General features: G+C 42.7%; 18 protein-coding genes and 1 riboswitch. Of the genes, 10 read left to right on the top strand and 8 right to left on the bottom strand.

Annotated elements, in window-relative coordinates; all coding sequences use genetic code 11:
* Positions 1-566 precede the first annotated feature (566 nt).
* Positions 567-1,091, bottom strand: a complete 525-nt coding sequence (locus AB4482_RS21055; RefSeq protein WP_372181594.1) for a DUF3087 family protein — start codon at positions 1,089-1,091, stop codon at positions 567-569.
* A 256-nt stretch (positions 1,092-1,347) separates the two neighbouring features.
* Between AB4482_RS21055 and trmY the strand changes: the two genes are divergently transcribed.
* A complete protein-coding gene (gene trmY / locus AB4482_RS21050) occupies positions 1,348-1,947 on the top strand; it encodes a tRNA (pseudouridine(54)-N(1))-methyltransferase TrmY (protein WP_017083166.1) in 600 nt (199 codons plus the stop codon).
* Between the two features lie 74 nt (positions 1,948-2,021).
* On the opposite strand, the gene AB4482_RS21045 is transcribed toward trmY, so the two are convergent.
* From AB4482_RS21045 to AB4482_RS21035, 3 genes are read right to left on the bottom strand one after another with little or no spacing between them, the layout of a single operon-like run.
* Positions 2,022-3,095: an HlyD family secretion protein gene (locus AB4482_RS21045; protein ID WP_372133195.1), complete on the bottom strand. Its 1,074-nt coding sequence runs from the start codon at positions 3,093-3,095 to the stop codon at positions 2,022-2,024.
* Positions 3,062-4,378, bottom strand: coding sequence for a glycosyltransferase (locus AB4482_RS21040; protein WP_372133198.1), 1,317 nt, complete (start codon positions 4,376-4,378; stop codon positions 3,062-3,064). The genes AB4482_RS21045 and AB4482_RS21040 overlap by 34 nt, the downstream gene beginning before the upstream one ends.
* Positions 4,365-5,720: a diguanylate cyclase gene (locus AB4482_RS21035; protein ID WP_372181592.1), complete on the bottom strand. Its 1,356-nt coding sequence runs from the start codon at positions 5,718-5,720 to the stop codon at positions 4,365-4,367. The genes AB4482_RS21040 and AB4482_RS21035 overlap by 14 nt, the downstream gene beginning before the upstream one ends.
* Positions 5,721-6,084: 364 nt before the next feature.
* On the opposite strand from AB4482_RS21035, the gene AB4482_RS21030 reads away from it, so the two are divergent.
* A complete protein-coding gene (locus tag AB4482_RS21030; RefSeq protein ID WP_372181590.1) occupies positions 6,085-7,098 on the top strand; it encodes a hypothetical protein in 1,014 nt (337 codons plus the stop codon).
* Entirely contained in the window at positions 7,043-7,273 is a 231-nt protein-coding gene (locus AB4482_RS21025; RefSeq protein WP_372181589.1) for a hypothetical protein, read from the top strand. Before AB4482_RS21030 ends, AB4482_RS21025 begins: the two co-directional genes overlap by 56 nt.
* 126 nt (positions 7,274-7,399) lie before the next feature.
* Here AB4482_RS21025 and AB4482_RS21020 read toward each other — a convergent pair whose 3' ends face one another.
* Positions 7,400-8,500: a permease gene (locus tag AB4482_RS21020; RefSeq protein WP_017061701.1), complete on the bottom strand. Its 1,101-nt coding sequence runs from the start codon at positions 8,498-8,500 to the stop codon at positions 7,400-7,402.
* 233 nt (positions 8,501-8,733) lie between these two features.
* Here AB4482_RS21020 and AB4482_RS21015 point away from each other — a divergent pair, with 233 nt between their 5' ends.
* Both AB4482_RS21015 and sigZ read left to right on the top strand, forming a co-directional pair.
* Complete coding sequence (locus tag AB4482_RS21015) at positions 8,734-9,030, top strand: helix-turn-helix transcriptional regulator (protein ID WP_004733042.1); 297 nt, start codon at positions 8,734-8,736, stop codon at positions 9,028-9,030.
* Positions 9,014-9,613 carry an RNA polymerase sigma factor SigZ gene (gene sigZ / locus AB4482_RS21010; RefSeq protein ID WP_372181587.1) on the top strand — a complete coding sequence of 200 codons (600 nt, stop codon included), beginning with the start codon at positions 9,014-9,016 and terminating at the stop codon, positions 9,611-9,613. The genes AB4482_RS21015 and sigZ overlap by 17 nt, the downstream gene beginning before the upstream one ends.
* 137 nt (positions 9,614-9,750) lie before the next feature.
* Here sigZ and AB4482_RS21005 read toward each other — a convergent pair whose 3' ends face one another.
* Both AB4482_RS21005 and AB4482_RS21000 read right to left on the bottom strand, forming a co-directional pair.
* A complete protein-coding gene (locus tag AB4482_RS21005) occupies positions 9,751-10,365 on the bottom strand; it encodes a YitT family protein (RefSeq protein WP_017065874.1) in 615 nt (204 codons plus the stop codon).
* Between the two features lie 460 nt (positions 10,366-10,825).
* Entirely contained in the window at positions 10,826-10,975 is a 150-nt protein-coding gene (locus tag AB4482_RS21000; RefSeq protein ID WP_017061698.1) for a hypothetical protein, read from the bottom strand.
* 29 nt (positions 10,976-11,004) lie between these two features.
* Here AB4482_RS21000 and AB4482_RS20995 point away from each other — a divergent pair, with 29 nt between their 5' ends.
* The 3 genes from AB4482_RS20995 (at position 11,005) to AB4482_RS20985 (ending at position 13,604) form a co-directional block, all read left to right on the top strand.
* Complete coding sequence (locus AB4482_RS20995; protein WP_372181586.1) at positions 11,005-12,216, top strand: MFS transporter; 1,212 nt, start codon at positions 11,005-11,007, stop codon at positions 12,214-12,216.
* A 221-nt stretch (positions 12,217-12,437) separates the two neighbouring features.
* Complete coding sequence (locus tag AB4482_RS20990; RefSeq protein WP_170962367.1) at positions 12,438-13,163, top strand: sulfite exporter TauE/SafE family protein; 726 nt, start codon at positions 12,438-12,440, stop codon at positions 13,161-13,163.
* 78 nt (positions 13,164-13,241) lie between these two features.
* Positions 13,242-13,604: an MmcQ/YjbR family DNA-binding protein gene (locus AB4482_RS20985; protein WP_017061695.1), complete on the top strand. Its 363-nt coding sequence runs from the start codon at positions 13,242-13,244 to the stop codon at positions 13,602-13,604.
* A gap of 53 nt (positions 13,605-13,657) precedes the next feature.
* Here the strand turns inward: AB4482_RS20985 and AB4482_RS20980 are convergent, their stop codons facing one another.
* Positions 13,658-14,404, bottom strand: a complete 747-nt coding sequence (locus tag AB4482_RS20980; protein WP_102429225.1) for a phosphatase PAP2 family protein — start codon at positions 14,402-14,404, stop codon at positions 13,658-13,660.
* 373 nt (positions 14,405-14,777) lie between these two features.
* Positions 14,778-14,928, top strand: a riboswitch (FMN riboswitch).
* 188 nt (positions 14,929-15,116) lie between these two features.
* Between AB4482_RS20980 and ribB the strand changes: the two genes are divergently transcribed.
* A complete protein-coding gene (ribB, locus tag AB4482_RS20975) occupies positions 15,117-15,773 on the top strand; it encodes a 3,4-dihydroxy-2-butanone-4-phosphate synthase (protein ID WP_017054827.1) in 657 nt (218 codons plus the stop codon).
* Positions 15,774-16,111: 338 nt separating this feature from the next.
* Entirely contained in the window at positions 16,112-16,960 is an 849-nt protein-coding gene (locus tag AB4482_RS20970) for a hypothetical protein (RefSeq protein ID WP_017064918.1), read from the top strand.
* Positions 16,961-17,134: the final 174 nt, after the last annotated feature.

The following is a 17,134-nucleotide window of genomic DNA, read 5'->3' as shown; positions in this document are numbered from 1 at the left end:
CTGACTTCAAAACTAATATTTACCGCTCTTTCGAAAAAGAACAGAAACATGTAATTCTAAAGCTATTACCCCTCTCTTCTTAAATAAATAGGAACAGAATGGTAATGAATTGACTGTGCCAAAATTAAGTAAACTTAATTTTGTATTGGTCACTCAGTTCATTGAAATCAATTTTGATTCCGAAGAATCTGTTTTATCTAACGATAAAACGTTTTGATATTCATCAACGAGTGCCCACACAGATTGATAGGTTTAAATTGTTAAAGAGCTTTGCTTATCGAAACTTTCTTTTTACAAAGAAACCCTTGAAAGCGGACGTGAATTCTAGCGATTTAATCTTAAGTGTCAAACACTTTTTAAAATTAATTTGTTTCGAACTTTCCGTCTTACTGATTACCGCTGAAGCCTTGTGGCGTCTGCCGTGTCAGTGACGCGGCATTATAGAGATCATCGTAAACATGGCAACCCCTTTTTTGATAAAAATTCAAAAAAGTTGCTTAAGTGTCTACTTTTACGTCAAAAGCGTCTTTCACAGGTCAAAGCTCATACAATTACAGGCATATCACTTAAAATTTTGCGACTAAATCTTTCGAAAATACCTCTATATCTAGTTCAATACTCCATTTATCACTCAGCTCTACGATGTTATCTAGCGACTGCTGAACCGTTTTTATCGTCAACGTATTATTGTCTAGGTCGTATACCTGTTTTTGCGTAGTGTAATAGAAGTAAAGGATAGTCAGCGCGTCTCGGTCGCCTTGTTCCGCTTTTGGCTGAATGCGCTTGAGCTTACGATAGATTTGATTGTGGATTTGTTTCAGGTTCCAAACATAAAGCGCTTCTTTGAAATACTCATGCCCTTTCGCTCGGCTTGCGATAAACGCATTCAAAGCGACAGATAAGATCACCCCAAGTACGTTCAAATGAAAGTTCCCTGTCGATTCACCAGTAATTGAAGTCGCCGAGCCAAACAATTCGATCAGAATGGTGCCGAATACAATGGCAAACAATGCAAGTGACCCAACTAATGACACCAACAACAGGTTCATCTTCTTTCTATATTCTTCTTTATTAATCTTCTGTAACTTCACCGACAGCTTCCTTATGTAAGTCACTTTATAATTTTGCGCATACTATCTATGTAAACATTGGTTCGCTTCAACCCTTACCGTCTTGTAATGTGGTCATTCTCTATTTAATACTCAAAGTTCGCGGGTTGGTGCTAAGTGCAACTCCATTTGACTTCATTAATAGAAAAGAGTTACATACCGCCACAATTTTGGTTATTCATCAATTCATGTTGATAAAGTCCGTTTCGCTTTATCACATACTGACAAGGTACATTCCATGCGTTCATTTGTATTACGCGCTCGCGCAGCCCCTACAGAGAGCAAACTTATCTTAGAAGGTGTTGGGCAAGACGCTCATACTGAGATTCTGGCTCATACTCTGATGAACACGATCTTCGTTGCTCAATCTCACCGTGAGAATGTCACCGTGCATCTTGTGCTAGAAAGTACTAAAGACTTTTCACGTACCATTACATTCGATTCAAATGAAATCACCAACATTGGCGGCTTTCATGAATCTGCACTGTTATCTGCGGTAGTAAGAGCGGTTGACGCTTCTCAAGGCATGACAAAAGAACAAACACGTCAGGTAGAACCGGGCATCACGGTTCGTACGATGAGCTTTGAAAAGTTGGTCAAAGAACTGGCCGAAGACCACCAGCTGTACATGATGGATAAAAAAGGCGACTTTATCCGTGATGCAGAGATTGCGGAAAACCCATGTTTCCTTCTGACTGACCACATCCCAATGCCGAAGAAAAGCTACAACAGCTTAAAGCGCTTAGGTACAGAAAAGATCAGCTTAGGCCCGAACATGCTGTTTGCTTCTCAGTGTGTTGTGTTGATCAACAATGAGCTTGATCTAAGAGACTTCTGATTCAACTCATAGCTGTTGAAATAAAAATGGAGCGATCACGCTCCATTCACTCCTTTGTTCAGTTAACATCCGAACTAAAAACGAGCTTCAACTGTCATCCCTTCAACCCAATACTCTTCCGGCGGTGCTGTAATAAAGTCCAATACAACTTTCAAATACGCCGGCTGACCTTCAAACGGGCTTACTAACTGGCTTGGTAATTTGCTCACAACTTCTACCGAATCGGACACTTCAGCTTCAAAAGAGCTACCGTTAGGAAACTTTACCAACGCATTTGCTCCCTTTACCGCGTCTTCTAAATATTTAGGGTCTAGGTAAGCCACGATATGAGGAACGGTATTTTTTGCTATCGTCACTAGCTCATCGCCTTCAAAAACTCGCTGCCCTTCGACAACATGTATGTCTACGACGCGACCCGCATAGGGAGACTTTACCGATAACTCTTGCTCTCTTACACGCTTAAGGGCTAAATCTTTCATCAATGAACGTTTAGCCTGACTAACTGGTCCAGCTAACTCCCGCTCCTCTTCAGCCAATTTCGCGCTTTGATAATCAAGCTTTTGTTGATTCAACTGGTTGTTCAGCGAGTTACCCATTCCAACAATACTGGCATAATCCACATCCGATACTTGTCCTTTTTTACGATATTCTTCATAACGCTTTTGAATTTGCTGTACTTTACTGAGGTTCCGACGCGTTTCTGCAATACCGTTTAAGTGCAATGCTTCCATATCGCTTGGTAAATTGACTTTTAACCCTAACAGCTCCGCATGTATAAACTCAATTTGAGCTTCAATTTCCAAATTCGTCAATTGAATTGCAGTCTGTGCTCGCTCCACTTGAGTGCCGTCGTCTATGGGTATCGGCCCAACAATGCCTGCAACCTTAGCAGTCAGAGTAACTGGATAAGACGTAACAATAGCCGGAGCAATCACGAGAAAATTTGTCTTCAAGAAAAAATAAGCCACGAATAAAAGTGGGCTTATTACCAAGCTCAAGATCAAATACCAACGAAAGCGATAGCCCCCTCTTTTTGCTTGTCCGTAAGCAACCTTCACACCATCATCCGATTGAGGTTTGTTTTTTTTATCCAGATGAAATTTTACTTTCATTGCTAAAACCTTTTGCCTTTTTTCAATACCCACCAAGGAGCCATACTCGACTCTTCGTGACTTCTTCTAAATAATTCATTAATCATGGAGAACGCAGTAATCAAGCGCATAAAAAACTGATAAAAAGGATAGAGGGGTAGCCATTTAGCCATTCTTAGATCCTCTTTCTCCCTTTCAGAAACTAAACCAATGTAAACAGTAAAAAATAGAATTACGGTAAACAAATACACGCAATAAATTAGAATCATCAATGCAGCAACAAAATCAATTGAGTGAACCCAAAATATATAAAACATGAACACTGAAACTAGAATCGGCAGCAATACATTTTGCAATACACCATAAACGAGAGTGAAGATGAAATTCCCCCAACCCAGTAAACGGGGGGTTAGTCCTTCATTGTGTTTCCTCAAAAACAGAAACAATAAATCGCCGTCCCATCTAAGCCTTTGCTGTACTAATCCTTTTAAGGTATGAGGCACGTCAGTATGACCGACAGCTCTTGGTGCAAAAGCCAATCTATTATTTGGGTAGCGTTTCTTATATTGCTTAAGCCTCATCGTTAAATCGAGGTCTTCAGCCGTATGCGTATCCCAACCTCCAACTTGTTTTAATACATTTTTTCTAAATGCACCAAAGGCTCCAGAAATATTATTTAGCACTCCCCAATTTGAGAGCCCTGTTTTTCCTGCTTGCATAGACAACATATATTCTAGAGACTGCATACGAGTAAGTAAGTTGTCCTGCCAATTTCTTACACGCAACGCACCACCCGAAGCAATCACATTCTTGTCAGTAAATTGCTTCATCATTTGCAGTGCCATATCGTTATCAAAAGAAGTATCGCCATCAACATTTATAACAAAATCGCCGGTGGCATTATCTAAACCAGCATTCAATGTTGATACTCTTCCTCCCCTTTGCCACTTGGGTATAACTCGAACATTTCGATTTTTTACACATTGATGTCTCTGCTCACCTCGAATCGCAGCTTGATATGTATCTTCATTCTGAGCTGCGCCATCAACTACCGCTAACACTTCAATCTTTCCGGGATACAGTTGCTCAACTAGTGTATCTATCGTAATTTCAATCGCATCCCCTTCGCCATAACAAGTAATGACGAAAGATATGCTCGGGTATTCTGTTATCTCAATATCACTCTCAGAATAAGACCAACGAAATATCCCTGTTAACACGAGTAAAAAAAGTGGCAATTCAACAATAACCATCATGGGAAACAGCATGAGCCATAGCTCTGCATTTTCGAGTAACATCCCCCAAAAATATTGTTGAAGATTGAGGCTATTCGACAGCATAAATTTCGCCGACTTTACTCTCTAACCACGCCCCTACGTCCTCTTTAACCATGGGGTCAGGAAGGCTCCAAGCAAACACATTCAATGTAAAATCATCGTCTTCAATAAGTAGACAAAGGGCTTCTATTTTTTCACGCAGCACATTGATATGTTCCATCTTAGCTTTAGGCATAAATACGAAAAGAACATCACTTTTGTATTGACAACAAATATCTGAGTCTCTAAACAAACCGTTAAGGCGCTCAGTAATTTGCTCGATCAAAGCAAACATTTTCGCATCTCCATTCTTAGATACATATTGAGCTAAATCAGGAAGATGCAGACCTAGGAGAAGATGCTCTTCTTGATGACGGATAGCGATACGATTGACCCAATCAAGGAGGTTTGAAAAATACCCGCTGTCTACTTTGCCGCGTAGTGTCAGCTGTGGAGCAGATAATTTGACGCCGTGACGGAATATATACTCGCCCTGCACACCTAATTTTAATGAATAGATTTTCCTGACAACCAACTGAGAAACATCATTCTTGGCGTCACAACTAAAACAAACAGCCAAAGTCTCAGCTTCAGAAAAGGAATGAGAACAAACGTTACATGAATGAGTCTCTAACGGGCGGTCATAATCCACACCGATATGACGAAGTTGAGTTAAACATTTAGGGCATTCCAGTTTATGGTTACGTTTAAATTGTCCTTGTTCGGCTACATGACCACAGGTGAAACAATGTAATGAGACACGCTCGGTAATATCAATGTCTTTACATGAAGGGCACACTTCGATGTAATTCAAATGAGCACTAGCGCAGTCAGAACATACACGGATTCGATTGATCAACTCATCATATTCAAACGTATCACGCTTGGTTTCTGACAAAACAAAACGATATGTAGAACTTAACTCTGGATAATATAAGTCGACTAAAGGGTAAGAATATATCGATTTCAGAGTCAGGGAGTGATGAGGGACTAGTCGTCGATCTTGCTCCAACCCTAACCATCCAATTAAAGGGTCTAAAGCATCCGTCGATTCAGAAACACTGTTCAACGTTCTACTATGTTGGGTCAGTTCTTCCTCAATAGTATCTTGCTTTAAAACTCCATCAGATAAACAAACTGATAATGCGCTAGTTTCAAATACATAAATCTTCCAAGACCAAAACTTTCTGCAACGGTGAAGTTGACTTAATAAATCATCTTGTACACTGGCTTCCGTGTTTAGAAAAACTACACCACCTAACAACTCTGGCAGTTGCTCAATATCACTTACTTGTGCGATATCAAATCGATCTTCCGCATCAACGATTGGGGTCCCAAGACAGTAAATTTTTAATTTATCTCTCATTCATTAACTCCATACTTTTGACACTTCCACCGTCAAATAAACGTAACATTCTGAATATTAATGAATGCTATTGGATTGGTCGGCCTTATACAAATACTAGATATCGATGTAAAAACAGTCCAATTATTAACCAATAATATAAAATACTGACACCATTGCATTAACAACACGGAAACATAGATATTAATGATAATTTTAAAATTATAGATATACAGCACTCCAAAAATTGGATAGCGATACTTTTTTCAGACTAATTACATCAACTTTCGGAGCAATGCCTCTCTCTAACTCATTCAATCTTATAAATTTCTCATATCACTTCTATACTGATTCCAATCTTAATTAATCGTGTTAAAGGCAAAGGATGAGCGTATTAACCGTATTCTTCTGTGGTACAGGCTCAAACTCAGAAGACAACAACCACAAAAACTATGTTTCTGGCGAATTGATTTCGACGCTAGCGAAGAATGCAACGGGCAGAGACATGATTGACTACATTCAAGTGGATGGCGTTGGCAGTGGGAATCAGAACGAATGGTTGAAGCAAGGTAAGGACGACACGTATTCTGGAGTTAAGGGGACATTGCTAGGCAAAGGCATCGACAGCAACATGCGTCATGTACTGAATATCTTGCGCGGAAGCCAACAAGATAAGAATAACTACATGAAGAGAGCAAAAGGACTGCTTAGTGAATCTCGCCCAGAAAAATCAGCTTGGCCTTTCGCAACCAACCAAAAATATCAGGATTGGTTGAAAGACTCACAAGCACTGGCAGCCGATCTAAAACAAGGTATCGCTGCTCGCCAACAGAACATAGCGATTGAACACCAAACCAAGCCCATTAGCCAAATTAACATCGTAGGTTGGAGCCGTGGTGGTGTGAGTTGCTTTGAATTGGCGAACCGAATGCTCAAAGATCCCAAGCTTAGCCATATTCCCGTCAACATCTTTGCGGGTGACCCCGTTCCTGGTGGGATGAACGCATTCAAGGATTACAAATTACTGGGCAAAAACGTCAAACAGATCGTATGTGTTTTTGCTGAAGACGAACGCTCATTGGCTTTCAAAGCGAGAATGCCACGCTTGTCCCCTTCCACTAAATATTACACAACCGACATGCCAGGCCGACACGGTACTTTGGTAGGGAATGCGAATAGTTCCGGCGGAAGCAAAGGCGCGGGATTACTTACCGGCCCAGAACTGGTGACAAGAGATTTCATGGAAAAGGTATTAACCGGTTGGGGCACGCAGCTTAAACCAAGTACGACATTGAACTTTTCTAGGCAGCGCATCATCGAGCTATACGAGCAAATGCGTAGTAATGAAGATCACTTCAATAAGATGCACGGCAAAGAACCGACTGTTATGGACAAGTAAAGATCGAATCGGTCAGCAGAGAGAGCGTCGCTACGGGATTCCAATGTATCGCTTTCAGTTCCCCGGAATCACTAACAATTACGGCGATGCCATTAATCGTCATCACTGTGATGTGTTAGCCACTAATGCTTTCGCTGCATACGGTACTTCGGCTGCGCTGCCAAACGCAGTCTGATAATCATGCTTTGTTAAACACATTTCAGGACGGGACAACCTAAGCAAAAAAAGAGCTCAACTATGTGAGCTCTTTTTTATTATCTATCTCTTTGTATCAATGGTGTTATCTCGAAATCAGACCTGATTAACCAAAGATGAAGCTGTATAGGAAGCCTGCACCCATCGCCATGCTTAGGATAACGAATAGGAATGCTGCAATCATTTGGTTCTTGAAGATTGATTTAAGCAGGATAACTTCCGTCAAACTTGCACCTGCACTACCAATGATCAATGCCATTACTGAACCCAACGCCATACCTTTCTGTACTAGAGCTGCACTTAATGGGATTACCGCTTCAGCACGAATGTACAGTGGAATACCAATCACGGCAGCTACTGGAATCGCATACCACATACCTTCACCAGCGTACTGTGCAATTAGGTCTGTAGGAATGAAGCCGTAGATGAATGAACCAATCGCGATACCCATCATTAGGTAAGGGAAAACTTGTTTGAAGTCTTTCCAAGTTGAGAACCAAATTCTCATCCAACGACTAGGTTCTTTCTTCTCTACGATTTCAGCTGTTGCGCTTCCATCCGCTGAACAGCATGAAACCGTTACTTGTGGCTCTTCTTTTTTAGAATCGCAGCAAGATGTCTCTTTCGCCATTACGGGTGCAGGTTCGCCACATGCACTTGTACCACATGAAGATTCTGCTTTAACCGGTGCTGCTTTCTTAGGAGCAGAATCACCACAGCTAGTGCCACAGCTTGAAGCTGAACCTGTTGATTCATACGCTTCAGGTTTTACGTAACGCTCAAAGCCAAGCTTCTCAAGTGCGTAACCAGCCACTACAGACACCGTCATTGCTACAAGGAAGTAGAACACAGCAACTTGCCAACCGAAGGTAATCACAAACAAACCAATGATCACTGGGTTCAATAGTGGGCTACCAAATAGGAACACCATCATTGGACCGAAACCCGCTCTTGCACGCAGCAATCCTTTTAAGAAAGGAATGGTCGAACATGAACAGAAAGGTGTAATTGCACCCAGTAGTGCTGCTACTACATAACCCTTACCATTACGTGAGCTCAGGATAGATTGAATCTTTTCTGGTGTAAGGAACTCTTGAAGAATCCCAACAATGTAGCTGATCGCTAAGAAAAAGATAATTAGCTCTACTGCTAAGAAAGCGAACATATCAAGTGCGTCTTTCAGCATTGTTAACATTTCATTGCTCATAATTAACTCCAAACTGGATTGAAGGTCGGGCTCTATGAGAAAAGTAACCAACCCTTAATTTCGAATATTCTCGAATTATAGAAATAAACAGCTCCAGAACAAGCATTATTTCGATAAAAATCGAAATGATTTTCGAAAACACAGTTTTTCAATAACTTACACAGACACCGTTTTTAAATTTGAATTCGACATACATTTCGACTAACATCGAAATTAAATCTTGAGGAGTTAATATGAACTTAGAAGTCGTTGCGAAAGCACTTAAAGAGTTGGGGCACCCTATTCGCCTAACCATTTATAAGAGTGTCGTTAAAGCTGGCTACCAAGGCATTGCAGTTGGCGGCCTACAAGAAGAGCTAGGCATTCCCGGTTCTACCTTGTCTCACCACATATCAAGCTTGGCGTCTGCGGGTTTAATCAGCCAAAGACGAGAAGGAAGAACGTTATTCTGCGTGGCGGAGTATGAATGTCTAGAAGGCGTGATTGATTTCTTACAAGACGAGTGTTGCGTAAATGAACAGTGCAACTAAGGCACCTTTGAATAGGGCATCTTTGGACTTAGAACAGGTTTGGGCTGAATATCAGCAAGCGTTAAAGTCATTCCTGTATTCCAAGGTCAACAACTCTGCGGATGTAGACGACTTGCTTCAAGATATCTTGATTAAGACCTATCAGAACTTAGATAAGGTACAAGATGCTAGCAGTGTTAAGGCTTGGCTGTTCCAGTTAGCCAACAACACCATTATCGACTTCTACCGTAAGCATGCACGCCAACAACGTGATAGCCAAATTGATGCTGAAGATCTGTGGTTTACCGATTTAGACCACGACTCTGAATTTAAGCAGAAACTTTCATTGTGTATTGAACCTTTTATTCAGGCATTGCCAGAACAAAGTTCATCGCTACTGCTTGCGGTCGACATCAAAGGCCAAAGCCAAAAAGAGATCGCAGAAGCGCAGAACGTCAGCTATTCAACGGTTAAATCCCGCGTGCAAAAAAGCCGTGCTGATCTTAAGAACCTGTTTGAAGAGTGTTGTAACTTGTCCCTTGATCAACAAGGCAATGTGATTGATTGCGAGCTTAAGCCGAACGCCAGCTGCGGCAAGTGTTAATCGTTACATCGAATCCGTTATTTCAATAGAACAAAGCCAGCAATTAATGCTGGCTTTGTTGTTTTCATAATCTGCAAATCACTCTTTGTTTATGCGAATCGAGTGCTTAAGCAAATCTAGAGCTTGAGCGAACCGAACTATGCTGCTTCCGCTTTTACCACAGGTTGATAGCGCCCCGGTTTATGATTCATTGCTAGAATCAAGTTGGTGACTATCGCACCAAGCACAGACAGAAGAACCAATGACACATCAACAATGAACAGAGAAAGCACAACAATCGTGCAGTCTAATGCCATCTGAACCTTACCTGCTCGAATTCCAAAACGTTCTTGTAAGAACAACGCCAGAATGTTGAAGCCACCTAAGCTCATCTTGTGACGGAAAATCACCAGCATGCCGGTACCAATCAAGCCACCACCAAGTAAAGCTGCATACAATGCATGAATTTCGGCAATTTGAATCACGTGATACAAGTGATCCACGGCGAACGAAACAATCGAAACCGCGATAAACGTATTGATTGTGAAGCGCCAGCCCATACGAGCAACCGACAAAATATAGAAAGGTAAGTTAAGTGCGAAGAATACTTGGCCAAAGCTCAAATCTGTTACTTTGGTAATGAAGATCGCTAGACCAGCCGTGCCCCCGGTGAGCAAACCGACTTGGTTGAAAAAGATAACGCCGAGTGAAACCAATGCGCTACCTAAGATCAGTGCCAGTAAGTTTTCGCGAAGATTATGATCTTTATCCATGTGAATGACTCTCCCTGAATCTTTTAACATCGCGTTTCAGTAGTCTTGAAACGATTTATGCCCAAATTTACGATGTTTGACAGATAAGTCGAGTGAACGAGCAATGTTGCTTAGTGATTAGTTTGTATATTAGTTTTTACAGCTTTGTGAAACTTTAAATTAAACAGCTAGTTATAAGCCTTAATTTAGACTTTCATTCTTAATTAGATACTTGTTTCTATTAACTAACGAGCTTCAAGTTTTCTTATTTATTGAGCGCGTTTTATACCAATTCCAATCAAGCGACAATCTATGCATAAAACGCATAGACTACATCACAAATGGTCATTTGATACATACCCGACTCATCACTATGATGCGCGACTTCTTACAACATTGAGCGCATGTCAACACCGTATGTTTTCACAATCTCTTTTTGCCCAACTTGCCAGAATGACGTTATTCCTCGTCATTAGTTTGGTTATTGTGCATCACAGTCAGCCATTGATTGATCTCTTGGCTCAGCATGCCGTAAGCAGTGGTTGCCACCAGCAGTCAGGGCATGATCATTCTGGGCACGAACATCACCATGAGATGACTGACCAACACATGTCAGCGCAAGACCACTCACATCACCACCATTAATTTAAGAGTATTAGAATGAGCATTTTCCGTTTTCCTTTACTGGTATGGCTAGGGATAGGCACACTTATTATCAGTCTAGGGATCAGACAATCATTCGGCATTTTCATGATGCCAATTTCAGAGCATTTCGGCACGGGTCGAGAGTTTTTCAGCTTCTCTATTGCTCTACAAAACTTATTGTTCGGTGTGTTCCAACCTTTTGTTGGTATGGCCGCTGACAAATGGGGAGCAAGACGCATCATTATTGCTGGCGCATGTGCTTACGGTTTGGGTTTACTTCTTGCCTCAATTTCTACCGAATCGAGCATGCTTTACGTTTCGTTAGGCGCACTGGTTGGTCTTGGCTTGAGTGCGACAAGTTACGTGATCGTGCTTGGCGCAGTAGCGAAAGTTGTACCAGCAGAGCACGCGGCTAAGGCGTTTGGCTTAACCACGGCTGCAGGTTCATTTGGTATGTTCGCGGTAATTCCGGGCGCACAATACATGCTGAATGAATTTGACTGGCAGAGTGCGATGCAAGTGTTTGGCGTACTGTGTTGTTTGATGATCTCTTTTGCGCTGTTCATGCGAGCGCCTAAAGCAGCCTCAAACAAACAAGCGCAAGCTGAAGAGAACCAAACACTCAAAGAAGCGTTGTCTGAAGCGTTTGCTCACAAAGGTTACTGGTTGATTCACGCGGGCTTCTTCGTGTGCGGTTTCCACGTAATGTTTATCGCAACGCACTTACCGAGCTATTTAGCAGATAAAGACCTACCCGCGAGCAGCGCTGCAATGGCACTGGCTTACGTTGGCATCTTCAACATCTTTGGGTCTTACTTCTGGGGTGTAATGGGCGACAAGTTCAGCAAACGCCACGTTATGTCTGCACTGTACTTAGTGCGTACTGTGGTTATCGGTGCGTTTGTTACTCTGCCTGTGACTGAATCAACCGCGGCTATCTTCGGTGCGGCAATTGGATTCTGTTGGTTGGGTACGGTTCCGCTAACGTCTGGCTTAGTACGTCAGATCTTCGGTGCCCGTTACCTATCAACGTTGTACGGTTTGGTGTTCTTTACTCACCAAGTGGGTAGCTTCTTAGGCGCTTGGGTGGGTGGTCGTATATACGATTACTACGGTTCTTACGAGCCAATCTGGTGGTCAACGGTGGTACTGGCATTTGCAGCAGCACTTATCCATTTACCAATCAATGACAAGCCCATTGAGCGACTGAAATTGGCAATGGCTTAACGTTTTATGCTGACTCCCCCACTAGCGTAAACAAGTCGTTCCAATAAAGCGAGTGAGTATTGAAAGGAAGCATCCTGAGATACTCACTCGCTTTTTTGTTGGTCGTTATAGTAGAAATTATAACTAGCGAAACTGGCATAAAGCTCACTGAATAATAAGACTATTATTTTAGTTTTCATTTATAGTATCCACCCGCTCCTTTAAAACTAATCCGCAGGCTTATGGAATACATAGATCAGACTGTCCTTATCGCAATGACACTCATTTTTGTCGGCTCGTTTGTGCAAACCGCAATCGGCTTTGGTTTGGCCATTGTTGCAGCCCCACTGCTGTTTTTGGTCTCTCCAGATTATGTGCCTGCGCCTATCTGTTTGATCGGTCTGTTTATCTCTTTATTCAACGCTTTTAAACATAGAGCAAATATCTCTATTGGCGGATTAAAAATCGCATTGCTGGGCCGTATTCCTGGGTCACTGGCAGGTGGTGCTTTGTTGGTGATGGTTTCAACGAGCGTGTTATCACTATGGTTGGGCTTATTGGTAGTATTTGCCGTGATTGTTAGCCTACTGCCCTTTAGACTCGAACCAACCCCAACTAAGATGGGTATTGCGGGGTTCTTCTCTGGGTTCTTTGGCACCAGTTCTGGTATTGGTGGTCCACCGATGGCACTGCTACTCCAACACCAAGATGCCAATCAGCTTCGTGGTAACCTTTCTGCGTTTTTCGTGTTTAGTTCGATCATTTCGTTGGTTGTACAGATCCCAATTGGCTTCTTCACACTACACCACTTGATCATCACTATACCTTTGCTGCCTGCTGCTTGGTTGGGTTACAAAGTGGCGTTAATGACGACACAAAGCATCCCTAAAGAGAAGATACGCATTGGTTCATTACTGCTATGTTCTCTCAGTGGCTTTACGGCAATCTGGCAGGGTTTAGCTGGCTAGTTATTGGCGATAAAGACAAGAAGAAGAAAGACATCTTAGAAAACCAACACAAACACCCAGTAGATAAAAGGACGCTCTATGACTTACGACGAATTCAACGCATTCTGCGAGTCACTGCCTGCAACCAGTTATGTGATGCAGTGGAATAACTCGCACGTTTGGAAAGTGGGTGGCAAGGTGTTTGCGATTGGTGGTTGGGGACCGAAAGATGAGCCTGCGTTTATCTTCAAGGCGTCCGATCAGAATTTCGACTTTCTCAAAGAAGAGCCGGGCTATAAACCCGCACCCTACTTTGCTTCACGCGGTATGAAATGGATTCAGCTGTTTGAAAGCACGCCACAAAGGGATGAGGAGCTGAGATACTATCTCATTGAGTCACACCGAATTGTGTCCTTAGGTCTAACCAAAAAGAAGCAAGCAGAGCTAGGGCTCAATCAGTAGCGTTTATTACGTACTGCTAATCTGAGCCCTTCTTTTGCAGTGAGGACGGATCCCTAAGAAGTCTGTTTCAAAAATGCAGGTAAATAGCGTTCTATTTTTTGCTCTGAGATAAGCGGCACCAATAAATAGATCAAACCCGCAAAGGCAATAGATCCGGCTAAGTCTTCTGGTCGATGCATGCCAAGCCAAACACGGCTATAGGCGACACCACCAGCCCAAACCAGTAAACCGCCGACTAGATAAAAGCGTTTCGCCTCTAGGAGAAGACCACCAAAGAACGCCAAACACACACCGACGAAAATCATATGTCCAGATGGGAAAGAGTAATCCGTTTCTCCATGCCAATGACGAGTTCGCCACTCGCTGACCTTATCTTGCACAGATTCAATCGCGGCATTTTTTTCTACCAAAGGCAGCTCGTAAAACAGCTCTGGCATTTCAACGACTTCCTGCGTTACCAAATACTCAGAATAAGGACGAGGGCTCTCAGTGGAATACTTTAAGAAGGTTTTCGCTGCAAAGCTAAGCACCAACAACAAGCCGAGCTGCAGACAAAGACTGACTAACTTAGCTTTGGAAAACTTCATCGTGAGCAGGACTAAAGACAAAACAGCGAGCGTGACCAAGAACCCTTGATTACCCGCCGAGTAAGTCACGAACGTCATAAAAGCACCGTAGAAAGGCAGAACCGCGCTTCCAAGGTCGAAGTCAGATCCAAAGATCAAAAAAGGCACTAGAGAATACAAGCTTAAAACGAGCAGTAATAAGCCTTTGGATTTGTTAGAGAACAGAGAAGTCATGGCTAAGATCTTTGAGATAAAGTGCTCGGATGCTATCGCAGCTTAGCATCGCCAATATCAATTTTATGTCAAAACGGTCAGTAAGCCGTCATGGTGTAACAATAATCGATTAAAGGGCCTCTTAAGTATTGAGCTGATGAACTGTCACGCCATCACCAATAATCCAGACCATCCACTTGTGTACATATAGACATCAAAACCCACTAAACATAGCCTGCGCACCGCTATACACCACACGCTAAGGTCTGCCGATAAAGTGAACACTTACCGGATTATAAGGCCAGAATCTGAAAAACTTTGCTGTCAGTCCTTTAAATCCACTATCGAAAGGATTACCATCTGGTCTGCTTTCAAAGCAAAACAAATTATTAATTTTTATTCTCAGGGCGGGGCGAAATTCCCCACCGGCGGTATGTCCTTAGCAAAATCTAAAGATAAGCCCGCGAGCGCTCGATTCGTCGAGGTCAGCAGATCTGGTGAGATGCCAGAGCCGACGGTTATAGTCCGGATGAGAGAGAATGAAAACACACTCGTTTAAGTTGGAAAGGCGTACCCGCGTGAGTTGGGTTCGTACCTCCAACTTAGGCGGGTGCATTTCGTTTTGGATAAAACCATAATGAGCTAAAGTTGACTTGTAATGAGTAGGCTTTGTTGTGCTCGGTTGAGATCCCTCATACAGCCCTGATTCTGGTGATATTTTAGGAGTTTAACCATGAATCAGTCTTCACTACTTGCCGAATTTGGCGAACCAATCACTCGCGTTGAAAACGCACTGCAAGCTCTACGCGAAGGTCGTGGCGTACTTCTACTTGACGATGAAGATCGTGAGAACGAAGGCGACATCATCTACTCAGTAGAACACCTAACCAATGCTCAAATGGCGCTTATGATCCGCGAATGCAGTGGAATTGTGTGCCTATGTCTAACCGACGAGCAAGCAAACCAACTTGAACTTCCACCTATGGTTGTTGATAACAACAGCGCAAACCAAACTGCGTTCACCGTCACTATCGAAGCAAAAGTTGGCGTAACAACAGGTGTTTCTGCCGCTGACCGTGTAACAACGATCAAGACAGCTGCAAACCCAACAGCTAAGCCTACTGACCTTGCTCGCCCTGGCCACGTATTCCCATTACGTGCTCGTAAAGGTGGCGTACTTGCTCGCCGCGGCCACACAGAAGGTACTGTGGATCTTATGCAAATGGCTGGTCTTCAATCGGCAGGCGTACTATGTGAAGTAACCAACCCAGACGGCACAATGGCAAAAGCGCCAGAGATCGTTGCTTTCGGCAAACTTCACAACATGCCAGTACTGACCATTGAAGATATGGTTATGTACCGCACTGAGTTCGACCTTAAGCTTGCGTAACGTTTAGTGCTAAACGCTTAGCTCTTAAGCTAACGAAACTCAGAAATGAACATTGAAAGGTCTCACTCTTACTGCTTTTTCTAGTTAAAAGTATATAAAGGGTGAGGCCTTCTTCATTTCCTACACTGAAATCTAAGTTCCATCTCATCGCCCACGACTAACCTCTCAAAAAATCCTGCAAAATATGAAAAACATTCACTAGAATGGTGAAGTCATGCACCATCATTGATCATCCATAATTACAGGGAAATCATAAGCAACTGAAATATAACACTTATTTATTTTGGCACGGTGTCTGCACTACCACTAAGTAGGTATACAAATATTAGGAGTTGAATATGTTTGTAGTTATTTCAGTGGGTTTATCCCTATTAGTACTTGCGGCCCTGTTTCATTTCTCAAGGAAGAGACAAACAGCGCTATCACACAGGTTTGAAACCTTAGTTCTGCTTAGAGAATTATTGTTGTTATCACGCAAACATCGCGCGGCAACGCACTATGCTCTAGCTTATAAGTTGTCTAGCGACTCGATTCGCAAAGTGAACGAGATTTACGACAACATACTTGAAGTATCTGAACTGCTTCAGTCCCATGTGTCGTTTGATAGCCGCCCTATGTATCGCATCTATCACCTCAAGCTCATCGCCATGCACAGCGACTGGCAAAACCGTAGCTTGGTGCGTAACCAATCGATTCATGGCAAAACAATTCGCCATAGCATGTTCTTGATGGATGAAGTAATGATCATCTGGCTAATTCAGTCTGAGCGTGAAGACATGAGCCGTGAGTATCACATGAATTGGCAACAGATCTTAGACTGCATGGAGATCCTGACCAAGTTACGCATGTGCATACCTGATATGGAGAAGCCTGAGGAGTACGCGAGATTCAAATTCTACGCCTCTCAGACACACAGAAAACTCAACCAGTTATCGATTATCTGCCCTCTTAGTAGTGGGTCACCGGTTTGTACGCGAGCGATGCATGCACTCTCAGAGATCGCATCAAGTAACGAAGCGACCCAACCGGCAGATAGCATGTACGAATTAACCAGTGATATCTCTAGCGTCGTGTCGCAAGTTTACGACCAAGTATTATCCGATATTACGAGAAGCTTGTATCAGCCTTTACCAGACGTAAACGAAAAGGTAATAAATACCCGATTATCCGTACATCATTACATGTAAAGACTTCGTGAGAGGAGAGCGTGCTGGAACTCTGAATTATTGAGTTCAAATCCGATATCACCATTGATATCGGATTTTTGTATTTATGGGCTTTTAAATGGTTCATCGCGGCTTTCCGGGGAAAGCCGCTTTTATCTTCAAGAAGAAGTAGTCGGTATCTCGATACCCATACCC

The sequence above is a fragment of the Vibrio sp. 10N.222.55.C7 genome (genome assembly GCF_041473335.1).
Taxonomy (GTDB): Bacteria; Pseudomonadota; Gammaproteobacteria; order Enterobacterales; family Vibrionaceae; genus Vibrio; species Vibrio crassostreae_C.
This window is presented reverse-complemented; position numbering and strand designations above follow the sequence as displayed.

Coding starts and splice junctions, on each gene's coding strand:
- AB4482_RS21035 (WP_372181592.1), bottom strand. CDS start 5,720: ATGAGAGATAAATTAAAAATTTACTGTCTTGGGACCCCAATCGTTGAT.
- AB4482_RS21025 (WP_372181589.1), top strand. CDS start 7,043: ATGAAGATCACTTCAATAAGATGCACGGCAAAGAACCGACTGTTATGG.
- AB4482_RS21040 (WP_372133198.1), bottom strand. CDS start 4,378: ATGCTGTCGAATAGCCTCAATCTTCAACAATATTTTTGGGGGATGTTA.
- ribB (WP_017054827.1), top strand. CDS start 15,117: ATGAATCAGTCTTCACTACTTGCCGAATTTGGCGAACCAATCACTCGC.
- AB4482_RS21015 (WP_004733042.1), top strand. CDS start 8,734: ATGAACTTAGAAGTCGTTGCGAAAGCACTTAAAGAGTTGGGGCACCCT.
- AB4482_RS20995 (WP_372181586.1), top strand. CDS start 11,005: ATGAGCATTTTCCGTTTTCCTTTACTGGTATGGCTAGGGATAGGCACA.
- AB4482_RS20990 (WP_170962367.1), top strand. CDS start 12,438: ATGGAATACATAGATCAGACTGTCCTTATCGCAATGACACTCATTTTT.
- sigZ (WP_372181587.1), top strand. CDS start 9,014: ATGAACAGTGCAACTAAGGCACCTTTGAATAGGGCATCTTTGGACTTA.
- AB4482_RS21030 (WP_372181590.1), top strand. CDS start 6,085: ATGAGCGTATTAACCGTATTCTTCTGTGGTACAGGCTCAAACTCAGAA.
- AB4482_RS21020 (WP_017061701.1), bottom strand. CDS start 8,500: ATGAGCAATGAAATGTTAACAATGCTGAAAGACGCACTTGATATGTTC.
- trmY (WP_017083166.1), top strand. CDS start 1,348: ATGCGTTCATTTGTATTACGCGCTCGCGCAGCCCCTACAGAGAGCAAA.
- AB4482_RS20985 (WP_017061695.1), top strand. CDS start 13,242: ATGACTTACGACGAATTCAACGCATTCTGCGAGTCACTGCCTGCAACC.
- AB4482_RS20970 (WP_017064918.1), top strand. CDS start 16,112: ATGTTTGTAGTTATTTCAGTGGGTTTATCCCTATTAGTACTTGCGGCC.
- AB4482_RS20980 (WP_102429225.1), bottom strand. CDS start 14,404: ATGACTTCTCTGTTCTCTAACAAATCCAAAGGCTTATTACTGCTCGTT.
- AB4482_RS21005 (WP_017065874.1), bottom strand. CDS start 10,365: ATGGATAAAGATCATAATCTTCGCGAAAACTTACTGGCACTGATCTTA.